The 18581-nt window shown below is 68.8% G+C and carries 15 protein-coding genes; 11 read left to right on the top strand and 4 right to left on the bottom strand.

Annotated elements, in window-relative coordinates; translation table 11 throughout:
- Positions 1–15 precede the first annotated feature (15 nt).
- The 7 genes from AC5P68_RS11420 to AC5P68_RS11390 are packed head-to-tail and all read left to right on the top strand — an operon-like array spanning position 16 to position 9046.
- Positions 16–1350: a TldD/PmbA family protein gene (locus AC5P68_RS11420; protein ID WP_005407529.1), complete on the top strand. Its 1335-nt coding sequence runs from the start codon at positions 16–18 to the stop codon at positions 1348–1350.
- The gene (locus AC5P68_RS11415; RefSeq protein ID WP_231522467.1) at positions 1350–2057 is read left to right on the top strand and encodes a DUF4159 domain-containing protein; all 708 of its coding nucleotides are present in this window, start codon (positions 1350–1352) and stop codon (positions 2055–2057) included. The genes AC5P68_RS11420 and AC5P68_RS11415 overlap by 1 nt, the downstream gene beginning before the upstream one ends.
- 16 nt (positions 2058–2073) lie before the next feature.
- Entirely contained in the window at positions 2074–3057 is a 984-nt protein-coding gene (locus tag AC5P68_RS11410; RefSeq protein WP_049402866.1) for an AAA family ATPase, read from the top strand.
- 7 nt (positions 3058–3064) lie between these two features.
- A complete protein-coding gene (locus tag AC5P68_RS11405) occupies positions 3065–3961 on the top strand; it encodes a DUF58 domain-containing protein (RefSeq protein ID WP_033834594.1) in 897 nt (298 codons plus the stop codon).
- Entirely contained in the window at positions 3958–5079 is a 1122-nt protein-coding gene (locus AC5P68_RS11400) for a BatA domain-containing protein (protein ID WP_033834593.1), read from the top strand. Before AC5P68_RS11405 ends, AC5P68_RS11400 begins: the two co-directional genes overlap by 4 nt.
- The gene (locus tag AC5P68_RS11395; RefSeq protein WP_033834592.1) at positions 5076–7241 is read left to right on the top strand and encodes a membrane protein; all 2166 of its coding nucleotides are present in this window, start codon (positions 5076–5078) and stop codon (positions 7239–7241) included. The genes AC5P68_RS11400 and AC5P68_RS11395 overlap by 4 nt, the downstream gene beginning before the upstream one ends.
- Positions 7238–9046, top strand: a complete 1809-nt coding sequence (locus AC5P68_RS11390) for a hypothetical protein (RefSeq protein ID WP_049432538.1) — start codon at positions 7238–7240, stop codon at positions 9044–9046. The genes AC5P68_RS11395 and AC5P68_RS11390 overlap by 4 nt, the downstream gene beginning before the upstream one ends.
- A gap of 59 nt (positions 9047–9105) precedes the next feature.
- Here AC5P68_RS11390 and AC5P68_RS11385 read toward each other — a convergent pair whose 3' ends face one another.
- Positions 9106–9780, bottom strand: a complete 675-nt coding sequence (locus AC5P68_RS11385; RefSeq protein WP_033834590.1) for a hypothetical protein — start codon at positions 9778–9780, stop codon at positions 9106–9108.
- Positions 9781–9820: 40 nt separating this feature from the next.
- Positions 9821–10339 (bottom strand): hypothetical protein, encoded by a 519-nt coding sequence (locus AC5P68_RS11380; protein ID WP_049402868.1) that lies wholly within the window; start codon positions 10337–10339, stop codon positions 9821–9823.
- Between the two features lie 211 nt (positions 10340–10550).
- Between AC5P68_RS11380 and AC5P68_RS11375 the strand changes: the two genes are divergently transcribed.
- Both AC5P68_RS11375 and AC5P68_RS11370 read left to right on the top strand, forming a co-directional pair.
- Positions 10551–13040 carry a DEAD/DEAH box helicase gene (locus AC5P68_RS11375; RefSeq protein ID WP_049402869.1) on the top strand — a complete coding sequence of 830 codons (2490 nt, stop codon included), beginning with the start codon at positions 10551–10553 and terminating at the stop codon, positions 13038–13040.
- On the top strand, positions 13037–14074 hold the full coding sequence (locus AC5P68_RS11370) for a ribonuclease H-like domain-containing protein (RefSeq protein WP_049402870.1): 1038 nt from the start codon (positions 13037–13039) through the stop codon (positions 14072–14074). The genes AC5P68_RS11375 and AC5P68_RS11370 overlap by 4 nt, the downstream gene beginning before the upstream one ends.
- Before the next feature lie 27 nt (positions 14075–14101).
- Here the strand turns inward: AC5P68_RS11370 and AC5P68_RS11365 are convergent, their stop codons facing one another.
- Positions 14102–14653: a hypothetical protein gene (locus AC5P68_RS11365; RefSeq protein WP_065428036.1), complete on the bottom strand. Its 552-nt coding sequence runs from the start codon at positions 14651–14653 to the stop codon at positions 14102–14104.
- A 184-nt stretch (positions 14654–14837) separates the two neighbouring features.
- On the opposite strand from AC5P68_RS11365, the gene AC5P68_RS11360 reads away from it, so the two are divergent.
- A complete protein-coding gene (locus AC5P68_RS11360) occupies positions 14838–15161 on the top strand; it encodes an I78 family peptidase inhibitor (protein ID WP_049402871.1) in 324 nt (107 codons plus the stop codon).
- 82 nt (positions 15162–15243) lie between these two features.
- A complete protein-coding gene (locus AC5P68_RS11355; protein WP_181454334.1) occupies positions 15244–16524 on the top strand; it encodes an SGNH/GDSL hydrolase family protein in 1281 nt (426 codons plus the stop codon).
- Between the two features lie 67 nt (positions 16525–16591).
- Here the strand turns inward: AC5P68_RS11355 and AC5P68_RS11350 are convergent, their stop codons facing one another.
- Positions 16592–18580: a M56 family metallopeptidase gene (locus AC5P68_RS11350; RefSeq protein ID WP_111173317.1), complete on the bottom strand. Its 1989-nt coding sequence runs from the start codon at positions 18578–18580 to the stop codon at positions 16592–16594.
- Between the last annotated feature and the right edge of the window lies 1 nt (position 18581).

Below are 18581 nucleotides of genomic sequence, written 5' to 3'. Positions count from 1 at the left end.
AGGAGCCCTTACACCATGAGTATCTTCACCGAAGCCCAGGCCAAGGCCATCCTCGACAAGGTCATCGCCCTGTCCAAGGCCGACGAATGCACCGCCGTGCTGGCCGGCGCGATCGACGGCAACATCCGTTTCGCACTGAACAATGTCTCCACCAGCGGCATCGTCGACAACACCGAACTGGCGGTCACCGTTGCCTTCGGCAAGCGCGTCGGCACGGCCTCGATCAACGAGTTCGACGATGCCGCGCTGGAACGCGTGGTGCGCCGTGCCGAAGACCTGGCCCGCCTGGCCCCGGAAAACCCGGAGTTCATGCCGGCCATCGGCAAGCAGACCTACCGCGCCAGCCCCACCTTCAGCGAATCCACTGCCGCGATCGATCCGGCGTTCCGTGCCAAGGTTGCCGCAGATTCAATCGCGCCCTGCCGTGGCCATGGCCTGATCGCCGCCGGCTTCCTCGAAGACGGCCAGGGCTTCCAGGCCACTGCCAACAGCAACGGCAACTTCGCCTACCAGCGCACCACCAACTTCAATTACACCTGCACCGTGCGCACCGAGGATGGCCGTGGTTCGGGCTGGGTCGGCCGCAACCTGAAGGATGCGGCTGACTTCAAGGCGGACCAGGACATCCGCATCGCCATGCGCAAGGCCACCGAATCGGCCGAAGCCAAAGCGCTGGAACCGGGCAAGTACACGGTGATCCTGGAGCCGGCTGCGGCGGCCGGCCTGATCAGCTTCATGATGAACTTCTTCAGCGCACGCTCGGCCGATGAAGGCCGCAGCTTCCTGTCCAAGAAGGGCGGCGGCAACAAGCTGGGCGAGCAGGTCTACGACCCGCGCGTGACCATGATCGCCGACCCATGGCACCCGGACGCACCGGTGCTGCCGTGGGACAACGAGGGCCTGCCCCGCGAGCGCATGGCCATCATCGAGAACGGCAGGATCGCCAACCTGGACTACTCGCGCTTCTGGGCGCAGAAGCAGGGCAAGACCGCCAAGGCGTCGCCGGGCAACCTGCTGATGAGCGGTGGCGACAAGAGCACCGCCGAACTGGTTCGCGGCACCCAGAAGGGCATCCTGGTCACCCGCACCTGGTACATCCGCATGGTCGATCCGCAGACCGTGCTGCTGACCGGCCTGACCCGCGACGGCACCTTCTACATCGAGAACGGCCAGATCAAGCATCCGGTGAAGAACTTCCGCTTCAACGAATCGCCGGTGATCATGCTCAACAACATCGAAGAGCTGGGCAAGCCGGTGCGCGTGGCCGGTGATGAATCCAGCTACGTGATGATGATCCCGCCGATGAAGCTGCGCGATTTCACCTTCACTTCGCTGTCCGACGCGGTCTGATGGATCGCCGGGCCTGCCTGCGCTGGTTGGCCGCTGCCGCTTCGGCGGCGGCGCTGCCAACCTGGGCACAGGCAGGCCCGCGCAGTTCGCGCTACGACTTCTGGTTCACCCGCCTTCAGTACGACTCCGGTGACTGGGACGTGGACGCGCGCATGCCGTCCAACCTGATCACCTCGCTGATCGACTACACCTCGCTGCGCGTGGACCCGCAGGAACACGTGGTGGCGCTGGCCGACCCACGCATGCTGGAAGCGCCGTTCTGCTACCTGGCCGGGCACACGCTGGTGGAGTTCAACGCCGCCGAGCGGCAGAACTTCGTGCGCTACGTGCGCAATGGCGGCTTCGTCTTCGTCGACGACTGCAACCACGATATCGACGGCCTGTTCGCTACCTCGTTCGAGGCGCAGATGGGTCGCCTGTTCGGGCCCAGGGCATTGCAGAAGCTGCCCAACAGCCACCCGCTGTACCGCAGTTTCTTCCGCTTCCCGGATGGCCCGCCTGCCACCAGCTTCGAACTCAACGGCTGGGGCGACGACCTGGTGCACGACTACCTGAAGGGCATCGAGGTCGAGGGCCGCCTGGGCCTGCTGTACAGCAACAAGGACTACGGCTGCGAGTGGGACTACGACTGGCGCAACAAGCGCTTCCTGGCCGAAGACAACACCCGCTTCGGCGTCAACATCGTGATGTACGCGTTGAACAACTGATAGGACCTGCACGCCCATGACCTCCCCCGACCTCGATTCCCTGCTGCCGCGCCTGGATGAGCTGCGCGCCGCGCTCGCACGCGCCGTGGTGGGCCAGAACGCCGTGGTCGAGCAGCTGCTGATCGGCCTGCTGGCCGGCGGTCACTGCCTGCTGGAAGGCGCACCCGGGCTCGGCAAGACCCTGCTGGTGCGCTCGCTCGGCCAGGCACTGGAGCTGCAGTTCCGGCGCGTGCAGTTCACCCCCGACCTGATGCCCAGCGACATCCTCGGCACCGAGCTGCTGGAGGAAGACCACGGCACCGGCCATCGCCACTTCCGCTTCCAGCAGGGCCCGATCTTCACCCACCTGCTGCTGGCTGACGAACTCAACCGCACCCCACCCAAGACCCAGGCCGCACTGCTGGAAGCGATGCAGGAACGCACGGTCAGCTACGCTGGTACCACCTACGCGCTGCCCGCGCCGTTCTTCGTGCTGGCCACGCAGAACCCGATCGAGCAGGCCGGAACCTACCCGCTGCCGGAAGCGCAGCTGGACCGCTTCCTGCTGCACGTGCTGGTGGATTACCCCAGCGAAGACGAGGAGCGGCAGATCCTGGAACAGACCACCGGCGGTGCCACCGACGCGGTGCCGACGGTGATGGATGCCGACGCGGTGATCGCGCTGCAGGCCGCGGTGCGCCAGGTGCATGTCAGCCCGGATGTGCTCGCCTGGATCACCCGCCTGGTGCGCGCCAGCCGGCCCGGCGACGGTGCTCCGGCGGCGATCAACCAATGGGTGAAGTGGGGCGCCGGCCCGCGTGCCGGCCAGTCGCTGGTGCTGGCAGCGAAGGCACGCGCGCTGCTGCAGGGCCGTTTCGCCGCCACCCGCGAGGACGTGCAGGCGCTGGCCGCGCCGGTGATGCGCCATCGCCTGCTGCTGTCGTTCGCCGCCGAGGCCGAGCAGAAGCGTGCCGACGACGTGGTCGCCGCGCTGCTGCAGGCCGTGCCCTTCCCGGGTTGAGCCACGCGTGAACGCAGGTACGCCGTTGACCCTGCCGCCGGAACTGCGTGCGCGCTTGCGCATGTTGCGGCTGCGACCGCGCCTGGCCAGCGGTGCCAGTGGCATCGGCCAGCACGCCAGCCGCAGCCGCGGTGCCGGCCTCGAATTCGCCCAGTACCGTGCCTATGAGCCTGGTGACGAACTCCGCCAGATCGACTGGAAGCTGTATGCACGCTCGGACCGCTTCTTCGTGCGTGAGTCCGAGCGCGAAAGCCCGATCACGGTCTGGCTGCTGCTCGATGCCACCGCCTCGGCCGGCCAGGCTGATCGCGCGGTACCGCAGCGCACGCGCCTGGACCACATGCGTGGCGTGGCCGCGTGCCTGGTTGAACTGGCCCTGCAACAGGGTGATCGCTTCGGCCTGCTGGCGATCAATGGCGCTGGCCTGCAACTGGTGCCTGCGGCGAACGGCGCGCGCCAGCGTGATCGCGTGCATCTGCAACTGCACGCCCTGCAGGCGCGCGGCGCCTGGCCTGCGGCCGATCGCCTGCGCCCGCTGTGGGAGCGCGTGCGCCCGGGCGACCTGCTGCTGGCAATCGGTGATGGCTTCGACGACGCCGGCATCGTGCTGCTGGAACAACTGGCCAGCGCGCGCCGCGAAGTGGCACTGCTGCAGATCCTCACCGCCGACGAGCGCGACTTCCCGTTCGACGCCGGCCACCGCTTCCGCGACCCGGAGACCGGCGAGGAACTGCTGGGCGATGGCGCGGCGATCCGCGCTGACTACCTGCAGCGCTTCGCCGACGCACGCAGCGCATTGCATGCGCGCCTGCAGGCCAACGGGATTGCCAGTGCCACAGGCTGGCTCGACCAGCCGCTGGACCAGGCGCTGCAGGCGTTGTTTGGCCGTGGGGGCGATGCATGACCCTGCTGTTCCCGCTCGGCCTGGCCGCGCTCGCTGCAGGGTTGCTGCCGCTGCTGATCCACCTGGCCCGTCGCCATCCCTACACGCCACTGGATTTCGCCGCGCTGCGCTGGCTGCGCGCGCAGATGCGGCCGCGCCAGCGCATCCGCTTCGATGACTGGCCGTTGCTGCTGGTGCGCCTGCTGTTGCTGGCCGCGCTGGCCCTGCTGCTGGCACGACCTGCGTTGACTGGCCCGACGGCGCCTCCCGCTGCATGGACCGTGGTAGCGCCGGGACTGGATGCTACGGCCCTGCGTGGAACGGCCGAGGATGGCAACTGGCACTGGCTGGCACCCGGCTTCCCCGGCATCGATCAGGCGCCATCTGCATCAACCGCCCCCCTGCCCAGCCTGTTGCGCGAACTGGACGCGCAGCTGCCCGTTGGCACCGCATTGACCGTGCACGTTCCCGATCCCCTGCCCAGCCTGGATGGGGCCCGCCTGCAGCTGTCGCGCGACGTGCAATGGCACACGCAGCCGATACCGGTCACTGCGCAACCGAGTGCCGCGACGTCGCCGCGCCTGCGCGTGCACAGCGATGCTTCGGCCACTGCCCAGCGCTGGTTGAACGCACTGCAGCGCGGGTGGGGCGTGCAGGCACCGCTTGCTCCGCTGCCGGCGGATGCCCTGCCGGAGCGCGGCGAGATCGGCGTGTGGAGCCGCAGCGATGCACTGCCGGCGAACTGGCAGGCGTGGCTGCGCGGCGGCGGTCGTGTCATGACTGCCGGCAAGCCTGCTGCCAGCACGAGCATCCTGCTGCGCGATGCCGAGGGCGCACCGCTGCTGTGGCAGCAACGCATCGGCCACGGCTATCTGCTGGCGCTGCCGGGTGGCTGGAATGCCGCCAGCAACCCTGCGCTGCGCGATCCGCGCCTGCCACGTGCCCTGCTGCTGGCGCTGCAGCCGCCTACGGCCCCGCGCCTGGGCGATGCACGTGACCAGGCACCGCAGCGGGCCGCATTGCCTGCTGCAACACCACCGCTGCGTGAGCCCACGCCTTGGCTGTTGCTGGCCGTCGTGCTGCTGTTCGCGCTGGAACGCTGGATGGCCAGCAGCACCCGGCGCAGGGTGGCCGCATGAACACCCTGCAGCACGCCTGGCAACGCGCACGCCGCCGCCGTGCGCTCATCACCCTGCTGTTGGGCCTGCCATGGGCATTGGCCGCCGCGGTGCTGGCCCTGCGTCTTGCAGGCTTCGATATCGCCTGCGTCGTCGGCACGGTCAGCCTGCTCACCTGCGCGGTCTTCGTCACTGCGCGTGCCCGCCAGCTGGACCGGCAGTGGCTGCAGCGCCAGCTCGATGGCAGCGGTGCCAGCGAGGACAGTGCCGATCTGCTGTTCGCCGACACAACCACACTCAATCCGCTGCAGCAGCGCCAGCGTGTGCATGTGCTGGCCATGCTGGAACACGCGATGCCGGAGCTGCGTCCGCGCTGGCCGCGTGGGGCACTGGCGCTGTACTGGATCGCAGGCCTGGCCATTGTTGTGCTGGCATTCGGCTGGCCACTTTCCAGCCCCGGCTCCGTGCCTGTCCGCACGCCGACGCCTGGCAGCGCTGCTGCTGCGGGCCCGCTGCGCCTGCAGTCCACCCGCCTGCGCATCGACGCGCCGGCCTATACCGGCCAGGCCACGCTCACCCAGAATGCGCTGGATGCGAAGGTTGCCGCCGACAGCCGGCTGTCCTGGTCCCTGCGCTTCGACCGCGCCCCGGACAAGGCATGGCTGCAGTTCCACGATGGTCGCCGGTTGGCACTGAGCGAGCGCGAAGGACAGTGGCAGGCGCAGGATGTGGCACGTATGCCGCTGCTGTACCGCGTGGTGAGCGAACCGGCACTGGCAGAGACCCGCCTGCATCGGCTGGATGTGGTGGCCGACCGTGCACCCAGCGTGCGCGTACTGGAGCCCACGGCCAGCCTGGTGCTGGGCACGCCGGGGCAACGGCAGTGGGCACTGCGCTTCGAGGCCAGCGACGATTACGGTGTCGCGGCGCAGGCAACGCTGTCGATCACCACTACCCAGGGCAGCGGTGAGAACATCACCTTCGTGAAGCGCAGCGTCACGCTTGCCGGCAGCGGCGAAGCCACCGCGCGGCGTTTCGCCCACACCCTTGATCTGGCTGCGCTGGGCGCGCAGCCTGGCAACGATGTGATCGCCCAGCTGGAGGTACGCGACAATCATGCACCCACCCCGCAGACCGGGCGCAGCAGCAGCGTGATCCTGCGCCTGCCCAGCGCCGAAGTCGCGCTCGGTGCAGAGCTCGAGGGCCGCATCAAGAAGACCCTGCCTGCGTACTTCCGCAGCCAGCGGCAGATCATCATCGATGCCGAAGCGCTGATCCGGCAGCGACGCAGCCTGGCCGCCGAGGACTTCGTGAAGCGCAGCGATGCGATCGGTGTCGACCAGCGCATCCTGCGCCTGCGCTACGGCCAGTTCCTGGGCGAGGAAAGCGAAGGTGCGGCGAAGCCGCCGCCGACCAGCGACCTGCCCACCAGCGATGCGCCGACCGCAGACGGCCACAACGACGATCACGGACACGACCATGGCGCGCAGGCCGGCGCGCAAGACGACCATGGCCACGATCATGGCAGTACAGCCAACGCAGATATCCCGCCGGTGTTCGGCAGCGAGACCGACGTGCTTTCCGAATACGGGCACACCCATGACCACGCCGAGGCGACCACCCTGCTCGACCCGCAGACCCGCGCCACGTTGAAGGCCGCGCTGGACCAGATGTGGTCGGCCGAAGGCGAGCTGCGCCAGGGCCGCCCGGAGCAGGCGCTGCCATTTGCCTACAAGGCGCTGGGCTTCATCAAGCAGGTGCAGCAGGCCGAGCGCATCTACCTGGCCCGGGTCGGGCCGGAGCTGCCACCCATCGATGAAAGCCGCCGGCTGGGCGGTGATCGCGCCGGACTGGCCAGTCGTGAACTGCCGTTGGCCGCGCGAACCCCGCCGGACCCGGCCATCGTTGAAGCCTGGCAACGCCTCGGTGAAGACAACGGCGCACCGGATCTCGATGCGCTGGCGGCCTGGCAGCAGCGCAACGCCGCCTACCTGCCCGATGCACTCGATCTGGCTGCGGCCATCGAGCAGCTGCGCATCGAGCCCGACTGCGGCGACTGTCGCCAGCGCCTGCGCGCACAGTTGTGGCGGGCGCTGCAGCGTCCGCTGCCACAGGCGATGCGGCGCAGTGCCGCCGATGCGATGGGCCAGCGCTACCTCGACGCGCTGGAGGCGCAGCCATGAACGCCTCCGCTGTGAACCTGTGGATTGCACCGGCACTCGCCCTGATCGTGGTCATCGCCAGCGTGCGCCAGCTGCGTGCGGACACAGCGCACCCCGGCCGCCGGTGGGTCGTGATCGCACTGCAGATCGTCGTCGCCACGCTGCTGTATTTCTGCCTGGCGCCCCCCAACCGCCAGCAACCCGCAGGCGGGCTGGTCGTGCTTGGCGTCGATGCCGGCAAGGCCGGCGCACTCCCGGCCAGCGAAGGCCCGCTGTTGCTGTTGCCGGAAGCTGCCGATGTGCCCGGCGCACAGCGCGTACCCGACCTGGCCACCGCGCTGCGCCAGCATCCGGCCGCCACGCTGACGCTGGTCGGTGCGGGCCTGGTCGCACGTGACCGCGACGCGGTGCTGCCGCCGGATGTGCGTTGGCAGGCTGCACCGGAGCCGCGCGGCTGGATCGCGCTGCAGCCGCCGGCCGATGTCGCACCCGGTGCCCGCTTCGACGTGCAGGCACAGGCGCGTGGCGCGGCCAAGGCGAAGGCCGAACTGCTCGACCCGGCCGACAGCGTGGTCGATCGCACGGAGGTTGCCGACGACGGCCGCGTGCAGCTGAGTGGTATCGCCCGCGCCGAAGGCCGCAGCGTGTTCCAGCTGCGCCTGCTCGATGCCGACGGCCATGTGGTGGACAGCGTACCGGTGCCGCAGCAGACCCTGCCGTCGGCACCGCTGCGCCTGCTGGTGCGCGCCGGCGCGCCGGGTCCAGAGCTGAAGTACCTGCGGCGCTGGGCAGCCGATGCAGGCATCCGTGTGCAGGTGCAGGCGGATACCGGGGCCGGACTCAGCATCGGCGATGGCGCGGTGTCGATCAATGCAGCATCGCTCACGCGCAGCGATCTGTTGCTGCTGGACGAGCGCAGCCTGGCGGCATTGAGTGCGGGCCAGCTGGCCGCCGTGCGCCAGGCGCTGCGCGATGGACTGGGCGTGCTGGTGCGCAGTGCGGGCGCACCTTCGGCCAGCGCGCGGCAACGCCTTCGCGATCTGGGCCTGCCAGTGCAGGGTGATGGCAGCAGCCACCCCCTCGAACTTCCCGGCGATGGCGAAAGCGCGATCCTCGCCGCACGCCGTGGCCCGCTCGCCGCTGGCACATTGCCGACCGGCTACGGCGAAGAGGCCGACCGCAGCTCGCACAGTGCCGCGCTGCCTTCGCTGGAAGCACTGGCGTTGCAGGCGCCGGGCAGCAACGCGCTGCTGCACGATCGGGGCGGCCAGGCCGTCGGCGGCTGGCGCGCGGTCGGCAAGGGCCGCATCGGCCTGCTGCCGCTGACCGACAGCTGGCGCTGGGTGCTGGCAGGCCGTGATGACCGCCACGGCGAACTGTGGAGCGACGTGGTTGCCACGCTGGCACGCGCGCAGGGCAGCGGTGATGCGCTGTGGTCACCACAGCCCATCAGCTGGGCAGGCGAACGGCAGGCGCTGTGCGGCGTGCAGGCGCCGCTGCAGGCCTTCAACCCGCGTGGCGACAGCGTGCCGCTGATCGCCGATGATGCAACGTCGGCGCTGCGCTGCGCCGGCTGGTGGCCCCGTGAGGCAGGCTGGCAGCGCCTGCAGCATGGCGACAGCGTTGTCTGGCGCTATGTGTTCGACCCGAAGCACGCACCCGCACTGCATCGACAGGCGATGATCGATGCGACCACGCAGGCGTTGGCCTCCAGCACGTCGGCGAACGCGTCGGTGATGCAGCCCGTGCCGGGCTCACGCTGGCCGTGGTGGCTGGCGTTCGTGTTGTGCGCATCGCTGCTATGGTGGCTGGAACGGCGGCGCTGACCCGGGGTCGGATCCCTTTCGCCCGCGAAAGGGCTCTGACCCCCTCCGTCAGGCGTTCTTCAACGCGAGCCCGCGCGCCGGTACACGCCGTTGAAGCGCACGTTCATGCCACCGCATTCGCTGTTGTCGGCCACGATCAGCACCTCGCCCAGCGAATGCACGCGTACCTTGCAGGTATCCTCGACGAACTCGACGTCGGCACCGCGCGGCGCGGCGCGCGCTTCCACCTGGCCCATGTTCGGTCCGTAGGGACGCTGCTCCGGCGTGGGGTTGGCGGAGGGCCAGTAGGCGTCCCCCTCCACATGCAGTTGCCCACCCTGCACGGTGATGCGCAGGCCGTTGTCGCCGTCCTTCCAGTTGCCCGCCCAGTCCTGCAGCGACGGCACGGCCACCGGCAATGGCTGCAGCTTGCTGCGGTCCACCCAGCCGGCACTGCCACCCACCCTGTTCGGGAAGAACGCGCAGCGATAAGCGCCCAGGTCGCGCCCGGTCACCACCGTATCGCCGTTGACCACATAGCTGCGCTGTCGGCAGGCCGGCTCGCCCTTGGCCGGGCAGCCGTCCATGTCGCCAAGCAGGTACAGGCGCGGTGCATCGACCACCCGCGCCAGTGCAAACCGGCTCTGTTCGGACGGGAACGCGCCATTGCGGCAGGCGCCGTCATCGGCGATGCCGGAAGCGAAGGCGGAGGCCGGCAGCAACGCGGCCATCAGGCAGATCGAACGCAGGAACATGGCAGCACTATTGGTGGGGAAGCCGGCAGGATATACCGGCCTACTTCACCGGCGACGCATCACCCGCACCTTGCTCCTGGGAGAACCGCAGCGCACGCTGCTGCTGTTCGGCACTCAGCTCCGGCGGTGGCCGCGCCACCGCGGCCTGGATCTGCGAAGGCCCGCCGGTGAGTTTGTTGATCCCCTTGGCCGCCGCCATCACACCCTTGACCACGCCCATCATGATGTAGCCGCCGCCCATGCTCACCTGCTCCGGCGATGGCGGTTCGCTCCAGTCACGGCTGAAGCGGTTGTCGCCGAACTTCACCGGGTTCTTGAAGCGGTAAAGATCCAGCGGCTCCTCTTCCGGCTTGAGCGCACGCACTTCGCCGAGGGTGGTGACGTTGTCCTGCGGCAGAGCGGTGGAGATCGGTGCGGTGGTTGCCGCCGAAGCATCCACCGGGGGAACGGGCGCAGGATCGGGCACCGCCACCGGCGTGGCCTGCTGCGCCTGCGCGATGCCGGCCAGCAGCATGCCGGCCAAGAGGGCTCCCTGCGTTCCACGTCGTGCCACAGCCATCCACCTGTTGGTTGCGTCCAGCGCCCAAGGATACGGATGCCGGCTTCAGATTTCGTTGCTGCACTGGCAGCTGTTCAGCCAGGGGAGATGCGGCGACGCCACGGGACGCGGGCACTGAACGGTTCACGCCCTCCGTGTGCGGTGTCTCACATCCTGAGACGTGAGTGTGGTGCCATGTGACCCCTCGCAATCCGTCCCGGCTCCATCTTCCATGGCCTACGAACTCGCCAAGCGCACCGCCGATGCCGAGCAGAAGCTCGCCACGCGCGACGGCCTGCCCGCCCGCGACGGCGCCCTGCTCAGCGCGCGCCTGCAGCGCCGCTACCAGGACCGCATCACCGGCAGCTTTGCCATTCCCGGCCGCGAAGGCCGCTATGCGCCCATTCCCGATTCAGTTCCGCCTGCCCTGGCCGCCGCCCTGAAGGCGCGTGGCATCGAACAGCTCTACAGCCACCAGGCCGAAGCCTGGGAGGCCAGCCAGCGCGGCGAGCACGTGGCCATCGTCACCCCCACCGCCAGCGGCAAGTCGCTGTGCTACACCCTGCCGGTGGTCAGCGCGGCAATGCAGGACAAGGCCAAGGCGCTGTACCTGTTCCCGACCAAGGCACTGGCCCAGGACCAGGTGGCCGAGCTGCTGGAACTCAACCGCGCCGGCGATCTGGGCGTAAAGGCCTTCACCTTCGATGGCGACACGCCCGGCGATGCACGACAGGCCATCCGCCTGCATGGCGACATCGTGGTGTCCAACCCGGACATGCTGCACCAGGCCATCCTGCCGCATCACACCAAGTGGGCGCAGTTCTTCGAGAACCTGCGCTACATCGTCATCGACGAAGTGCATACCTATCGCGGCGTGTTCGGCAGCCACGTCACCAACGTGCTGCGCCGGCTCAAGCGCATCTGCGCGTTCTACGGCGTGAAACCGCAGTTCATCCTGTGCTCGGCCACCATCGGCAACCCACAGGCGCATGCCGAGGCGCTGATCGAGGCCCCGGTGACTGCCATCACTGAATCCGGTGCGCCCAGCGGGCCGAAACAGGTGCTGCTGTGGAACCCGCCGGTGATCAATCCGGACCTGGGCCTGCGCGCCTCGGCGCGCTCACAGAGCAACCGCATCGCGCGCATCGCGATCAAGTCCGGGCTGAAGACCCTGGTGTTCGCGCAGACACGTTTGATGGTGGAAGTGCTGACCAAGTACCTGAAGGACATCTTCGACCACGACCCGCGCAAACCGCCGCGCATCCGCGCCTACCGCGGTGGCTACCTGCCCACCGAGCGGCGCGAGACCGAGCGCGCGATGCGTGCCGGCAACATCGACGGCATCGTCAGCACGTCGGCGCTGGAACTGGGCGTGGATATCGGCAGTCTGGACGTGGTCATCCTCAACGGCTACCCCGGCAGCGTGGCGGCCACCTGGCAGCGCTTCGGCCGCGCCGGCCGCCGCCAGCAACCCGCACTGGGAGTGATGGTGGCCAGCTCGCAGCCGCTGGACCAGTATGTGGTGCGCCACCCGGACTTCTTCGCCGAGGCCTCGCCCGAGCACGCGCGCATCGCGCCGGACCAGCCGCTGATCCTGTTCGACCATATCCGCTGCGCGGCCTTCGAGCTGCCGTTCCGGGTCGGCGATGGCTTCGGCCCGATCGATCCGGAGGTATTCCTGGAAGCGCTGGCAGAGACAGAAGTGATCCACCGCGAAGGCGAGCGCTGGGAATGGATCGCCGACAGCTATCCGGCCAACGCGGTCAGCCTGCGTGCGGTGGCCGACGGCAACTTCGTGGTGGTCGACCGCAGCGATGGCCGCCAGCAGATCATCGCCGAGGTCGATTACTCCGCCGCCGCGCTCACCCTGTACGAGGGCGCCATCCACATGGTGCAGTCCACCCCGTACCAGGTGGAGACGCTGGACTGGGAGGGGCGCAAGGCCTACGTCACCCGCACCCACGTGGACTACTACACCGACAGCATCGACTTCACCAAGCTCAAGGTGCTGGACCGTTTCGATGGCGGCGTGGCCGGCCGGGGCGATTCGCATCATGGCGAAGTGCACGTGGTGCGCCGCGTGGCCGGCTACAAGAAGATCCGCTATTACACCCACGAGAACATCGGCTACGGGCCGGTGAACCTGCCCGACCAGGAACTGCACACCACTGCGGTGTGGTGGCAGCTGCCGCAGGCGCTGCTGCTGCGCGCGTTCGCCAGCAAGCAGGATGCGCTGGATGGCTTTCTCGGCGCCGCGTATGCACTGCACATCGTCGCCACCGTGGCGGTGATGGCCGATGCGCGCGACCTGCAGAAGTCGGTGGGCAACGGCGATGGTTCCTGGTTCGCGATCGCCGACCAGAGCGGCCGCGGCCAGCTGCGCGGCAGCGAGGGCGATCCCGGTGGGGTGGAGCTGCTGCAGGAGTTCGTGCCGACCGTGTACCTGTACGACAACTTCCCCGGCGGCGTCGGCCTCAGCGAACCGCTGTGGCAGCGCCAGGCCGAACTGGTGCAGCGCGCGCGCGAACTGGTGCAGCGCTGCGACTGCAGGGCCGGCTGCCCGGCCTGCGTGGGCCCGGTGCTGGCCGCGCAGGAAGACGATGAGACTTCGCCGCGCGCGCTGGCGCTGCGTGTGCTCGACCTGTTCGATGCCGACGCCTGCCAGCACGTGCCCGACGTGGTGGTGACCACGCGCGACCCGATGGAGCTGCTGGCACCGTGAGCCTGAGCCTGGACAAGCTGCGCCTGCTGCGCCGGCAGGCCGGCGACCCGAAGGCGAGCACACCGGCCGCGCCGGACGTGCCCCCTGCACCACCGGCACCCGTGGCCGCGAACGATGCGCGGCAACCACCGGCCGAACGTTCGGTGTTCGCCTGGGTCGAACAGGAGATCCGCCACAAGCCGACCGGCGCTGCGGTTTCCACACCGGCACCCGCACCGCTGCGTCGGCCGGAAGTGGGCGGTCTGCATCGCCTGCTCGGCCTGCGTTCGCGCGGTGGAGCCGCGCCGGCGCGCGCCAGTGCACAGGATCGTCAGCTGCCCGGCGAGGAGATCGCGCCGGGCCTGTTCCTGATCGAATCGCTGCAGCCGCAACCAATCCCGACTGCGCCGCTGTCATTGGCCTTCGCCAAGCGCGAGGACCAGCACGTAGCTGCGCGCGACCTGCTGTTCTTTGATACCGAGACCACCGGCTTGGCCGGTGGCACCGGCACGCGTGCCTTCATGATCGGCGCGGCCGACTGGTACGTGTGCCCGCAGCGTGGCGCAGGCCTGCGCATCCGCCAATTGTTGATGTCCACCATGGCCGCCGAGGACGCGATGCTGGCCACCTTCGCCAGCTGGCTGCAGCCCTCCACCGTGTTCTGCAGCTACAACGGCCGCAGCTACGATGCGCCGCTGCTGAAGGCGCGCTACCGGCTGGCGCGCCAACGCGATCCGATCACCGCGCTGGACCATGTGGACCTGCTCTACCCCACCCGTCGCCGCTATCGCGGCACCTGGGAGAACTGCAGGCTGTCCACCATCGAGCGCCAGCTGCTGCGCGTGGTGCGCGAGGACGACCTGCCCGGCTCGGAAGCGCCCGGCGCATGGCTGCGCTTCCTGCGCGGCGGCGACGCGGTGAACCTGCGCCGGGTGGCCGACCACAACCACCAGGACGTGGTAACCCTGGCCCTGCTGCTGCAACGGCTGGTGCACGAGGAGCAGCGCGAGCGCGAGACGCTGGCGCTGGTCGCCAGGCAGGACGACTCGCGTTGACCGCAGCGCCCGCTTTTTCCCCGCGATTCACTCAGTCAAGAACTTCCGCAGTCGTCCAGCAAACCCACTGGGCGCGGGCACGTCGCTGCTGGACGAATCGACAGCGGCGGCCTTGATGCGCTCGGCAATGGCGAAGTGATCCAAGGTCGCTTCCAGGTTTGCGGCCCGTTCGTCTACGGCGACCAGCAGCCGTTCCAGGTCCTGCTGTGGGTCAGCATGGAACCAGTCGACGGTGAACTTCAGGGTCTGGCCAAACTGCTGCTCCAGGGGGGGCAACGCCAGGCTGCGCAACTGCATCAGTGCTCCACTGCGCGCAGCGTCACGCACCCACCACGACAGAAACTCCAGCGCCAGCAAGCCTGCCGGGCCGCCGTCCAGTTCAAACTCGATCCCAATCAGCACCTCATGCGACAGAGTACCTTCGCTACGCCGCAATACGGCCAGCGGTAGATCCGCGTAGGGCAATAGCGACAATTCGTCTACAGCCAGCTCCGACAAATCCTGCTTGGTCACCGAAGCGGTGCGCACGCCAGGAATGGACGAAACCGCATTGATCAGGCGTTGAACGCGCTCAACCATCGGACATGCGCCTTGAGTTGACTGGGTGCAAGACACTAACCGCTGCCCGCACAGGCATCAATCCGCTGCTCTTCGACGACTTCACACACTGTGGCGCTTGCCAGGCACGGATTCAGGCCGCGTTGACACCACTGACACGCGCAGCGGCGACACTGCCCCCTGTCCCTTCACCGGAGCCGTGCCCATGCGCCCTACCACCCTGTTGCTGCTGGCCAGCATCCTGCCGCTCGCGGCCTGCAGCCATGCCGGTGCCAACGGCACCGCCGATACCGGCAGCCTGCCGGCCAAAGTCTCCGATGGCCCGCACGAATGCCGCCCCGAGGCGCTGGAAGCGTTCACCGGCAAAACCGCCGACGAAGCCACGATCAAGAAGCTGGTGGCTGACAGCGGCGCGCGCGGTGCACGGGTAGTCAAACCCGGCATGGCGGTGACCATGGACTTCCGCCAGGACCGCGTGACCGTGCAGGTGAATGCGCAGAACCGCATCGAGCGCGCCAGCTGCGGTTGATGTTCCTTACCGATCCCGCTGGCACCGGGTATCCACCCGCGCCAGCGGGATAAGCTTCCAGCCACACTGCAAGGAGTGCTGTATGCCGAGGTTCCGCAACGGGAAACCGTATCGACGGTGGTTGGGCTGTCTGTTCGCCACTCTGCTGTGCGTGGCCGCCCCCCCGCTGGCGGCACAAGAGGGCCGGCCCCCATGGTCCGCCACCTGGTTCGCCGCCCAGCAGGACTACGGCGTTACCTTTCCGGACAACATCGTTCCCCCGCCCCCACCCGTCACCCTGGCCGACCAGACCGTACGCATGACCGTACGTCTTTCGCGCGGCGGAGAAACACTGCGCGTTCGCTTCTCCAATCGGTTCGGCAAGGCCCCGGTCACATTGGAGGACCTCCGTATTGCGCCAAGCATGGGCGCCGATGGTATCGTCCTCCACAAGCAGCGCTCATTGCGTTTCAGTGGTGCAGCACGCTTGACGCTCGCCCCCGGCGAAGAGCGCTGGAGTGATCGGATCAACCTGCATGTGGCTGACCAGACGGAACTGTCCGTCAGCCTGTACGTCATGGCACCGACGCCGGTGGTCACCACGCATTCGGTCGGCCTGCAGACCAACTACCGCGCGCCCGGCAACCAGGTCGGCGCGGCCCTGCTGCGCTTCGCCGACCCCATGCGGGCCTATTATTGGCTGGACGCCATTGACGTTGCCGGAAACCAGCCATCGGCGGTACCAGCAGCTGGCGGCAAGCCGGTGGTCATGGTCGCCTTCGGTGACTCGATCACCGATGGTGCCGGCTCTACAGTGGATCGCAATTTCCGCTGGCCCAACCTGCTTGATGACCGTGTCCGCAGTGCAGGCCTGCGCAAGGTCAGCGTAGTCAATGGCGGCATTGCCGGCAATCGCTGGCTGCATGATGGAGTCGGGCCAGCAGGCGTGTCGCGCTTCGGGCACGATGTGCTGGCGGTGTCCGGTGCCAGCCATGCCGTGCTGCTGCTGGGCATCAACGATATCGGCATCGGCCAGCTGCATCCGCCGCAGGCGGTGTCTGCAGCGCAGTTGATCGACGCCCTGCGCACGTCGGTGCAGCGAGCCCGGCAACGTGGGATCAGGGTGATGCTTGGAACGTTGCTGCCCTATGGAGGATCAGGCTACTTCGACGCCGCCGGAGAAACCAAGCGGCAAGCCGTGAACGATTGGATCAGGGCAGCACAGGGCGTCGATGGTGTCATCGACTTCGATCGCATCATGCGCGATCCACAGCGCCCGACCCATCTGCGTCCCAGCTATGACAGCGGGGATCATCTGCATCCCAGTGATGCCGGCTATGCAGCGATGGCGGACGCGTTCCCGATACGCTGGCTGCAGCACTGATTGCCCCAGGGTAGTGCCGGCCGCTTGCCGGCACCCCCCATTGCCGGCCAGCGGCCGGCACTACCGATCAGAGTCGGTCGGCCTTGCCACTGGCCAGTGCGCGCGCGATCACCTGCTGCGCCTGCTGCGATGCCTGCGCATGCACGCGTGCCTGGCGCTCGCCCAACGCGGCCTGTTGGCTGCCCAGCGCCGCCTGGCGGCTGGCCAGTTCAGACTGCTGGCTGGCCAGGCGCTGCATGGCGCGGGTGCGGCTGGCACGCGCGGTTTCGTTGTCCACTTCCTGCATCGCACGACGCGCCTCGGCGGCAGCCTCACGTGCGGCCTCACGTGCAACCGCCGCGTCGTTGGTCGCGCCCCGCGCCGCCTTCGCCGCTTCGGCCGCCGCTTCGCGGTTGATGTCATGCGCGGCCATCGCACTGCGCGCGGCCTCCGCTGCGGCCAGTGCCAGGCGGCGCGCCTCTTCACCCTGCAGACGCCCCATCTCACCCATCTGCTTGCCCAGGTCGCCCTGCTGGCGGCCCAGCGCACTCTGCTGGCGGCCCAGTTCGCTCTGCTGGCGACCAAGGTCCGCCGCACCGGCATAGGCGCGCTGCAGCGACTGGATCAACATCGGGTCGCGCACCACATAGCGCTTGTCGCCCTGGCGGAACCACAGCGCCGGGCCCTTGCCGAGCTGCCGGCGGGCCACCATCACGTCGTCCATGCCGCCGTTGGCGAAGGTCGAATCACCATCGACCAGCACGAAGGCCTCCCGGGGCGACTTGCCCAGATCGAGGCGACCGTAGGTCGTGATGGAGGAGGTGGTGGTCGTGCCGTCATGGTCCTCATCCATGCCAGCGGCATCGTCGACATCGGCCACATCGGCATCGTCAGGACCGGAGGGTTCTTCCATATCGGCCGGTTCTGCGGGCGGTGCGGGAGCCACCGGCTCGGCCGGAACGCGCGCGGCCGAGGCTGGTGCGGGCGGCGCTTCCGGGGCCTTCGGCGGCCGCGGCACAGCAACCTTCGGTGCGGCCGGAGGCGCAGGCGGTGCCGGCGGCACCGGCGCTGCGACCAGCCGCATCGGCGCCACGCCCACCACCACCACGACGGCGGTCAACGCCATCGCCAGCAGACGCGGGCAGGACCGGTGCGACTGCAGCGAAAGCAGGCGACGCTTGAGGCTGGTGGTGCTCGGTGCGGCACTGGCCACGCCCAGATGCGGCTGCGCTGCCACGCCCAGCTGCAGCAACAGGCGGCCATAGGCCTGGCGGCTGGCGCCATGCTGGCCGACCACGGCCGCATCCACTGCTTCCTCGCGGGCCTGGGCGTATTCGCGCACCGACAGGCGCAGCAGCGGGTGGAAGAAGAACAGGTGCTGGGCCAGCGCGGGCAGCAGGCCCCATTGCAGGTCACGGCGCTGCAGGTGCTGCAGTTCGTGGGTCAGTGCCAGGTCCAGCGCGTCACCCTGCAGGGCGTTGTCGCCGGCCGGCAGCAGCAGCACCGGGCGGAACGGCCCGACCAGCTGCGGCGAGTCCACCTGCGCGCTCATCCACAGCCGCGGCGCAGGGCGCACGCCGTGCGCGTCGGAGGCCAGCTGCAGGGCCTGCACCAGCGCCTCGTCCTCGCAGGGATACGCCGCAGCCAGCAGTGCGCGGCAGCGGCGCCACTCACCGAAGGTGCGCAGCGCCATCACCAGCACGCCGGACAGCCACAGCGCGGCCAGTGCGACCGCCCACCATGCAACTGCCGGTACATCGGCCGTGGGCAGCGGCATCGCGGCCAGCAACTGCGCAGAGGCCTCCGGGGCCAGCGGGTAGACGATGTCAGCGGCCACGTCGGTCGCGGTCATCGCCACCGCCTGCGGCGCCGGCAGCCAGGCCAACTGCAACGGCTGGCTCCAGAACAGGCCGAGCACGGCCTGCAGCGAGACCAGCCACCACAGGCGGCAGCGGGTCGCCGCCGACAGCGACGGCAGCGCGCGGCACAGGCCGTACACCAGCGCCACCAGCAGCACGGTCTGCAGGCTGGTCCAGCCCAACCGTTCCAGCATCGGAATCAGCATCGTGGTGTCCATG

This window comes from Stenotrophomonas sp. YJH_SMC_58 (assembly GCF_059369635.1).
This window is presented reverse-complemented; position numbering and strand designations above follow the sequence as displayed.

What these genes read in the sequence shown, in the direction of transcription:
- AC5P68_RS11420 (WP_005407529.1), top strand. Translation starts at nt 16, where the DNA reads ATGAGTATCTTCACCGAAGCCCAGGCCAAGGCCATCCTCGACAAGGTC.
- AC5P68_RS11415 (WP_231522467.1), top strand. Translation starts at nt 1,350, where the DNA reads ATGGATCGCCGGGCCTGCCTGCGCTGGTTGGCCGCTGCCGCTTCGGCG.
- AC5P68_RS11410 (WP_049402866.1), top strand. Translation starts at nt 2,074, where the DNA reads ATGACCTCCCCCGACCTCGATTCCCTGCTGCCGCGCCTGGATGAGCTG.
- AC5P68_RS11400 (WP_033834593.1), top strand. Translation starts at nt 3,958, where the DNA reads ATGACCCTGCTGTTCCCGCTCGGCCTGGCCGCGCTCGCTGCAGGGTTG.
- AC5P68_RS11395 (WP_033834592.1), top strand. Translation starts at nt 5,076, where the DNA reads ATGAACACCCTGCAGCACGCCTGGCAACGCGCACGCCGCCGCCGTGCG.
- AC5P68_RS11390 (WP_049432538.1), top strand. Translation starts at nt 7,238, where the DNA reads ATGAACGCCTCCGCTGTGAACCTGTGGATTGCACCGGCACTCGCCCTG.
- AC5P68_RS11385 (WP_033834590.1), bottom strand. Translation starts at nt 9,780, where the DNA reads ATGTTCCTGCGTTCGATCTGCCTGATGGCCGCGTTGCTGCCGGCCTCC.
- AC5P68_RS11380 (WP_049402868.1), bottom strand. Translation starts at nt 10,339, where the DNA reads ATGGCTGTGGCACGACGTGGAACGCAGGGAGCCCTCTTGGCCGGCATG.
- AC5P68_RS11375 (WP_049402869.1), top strand. Translation starts at nt 10,551, where the DNA reads ATGGCCTACGAACTCGCCAAGCGCACCGCCGATGCCGAGCAGAAGCTC.
- AC5P68_RS11365 (WP_065428036.1), bottom strand. Translation starts at nt 14,653, where the DNA reads ATGGTTGAGCGCGTTCAACGCCTGATCAATGCGGTTTCGTCCATTCCT.
- AC5P68_RS11360 (WP_049402871.1), top strand. Translation starts at nt 14,838, where the DNA reads ATGCGCCCTACCACCCTGTTGCTGCTGGCCAGCATCCTGCCGCTCGCG.
- AC5P68_RS11355 (WP_181454334.1), top strand. Translation starts at nt 15,244, where the DNA reads ATGCCGAGGTTCCGCAACGGGAAACCGTATCGACGGTGGTTGGGCTGT.
- AC5P68_RS11350 (WP_111173317.1), bottom strand. Translation starts at nt 18,580, where the DNA reads ATGGACACCACGATGCTGATTCCGATGCTGGAACGGTTGGGCTGGACC.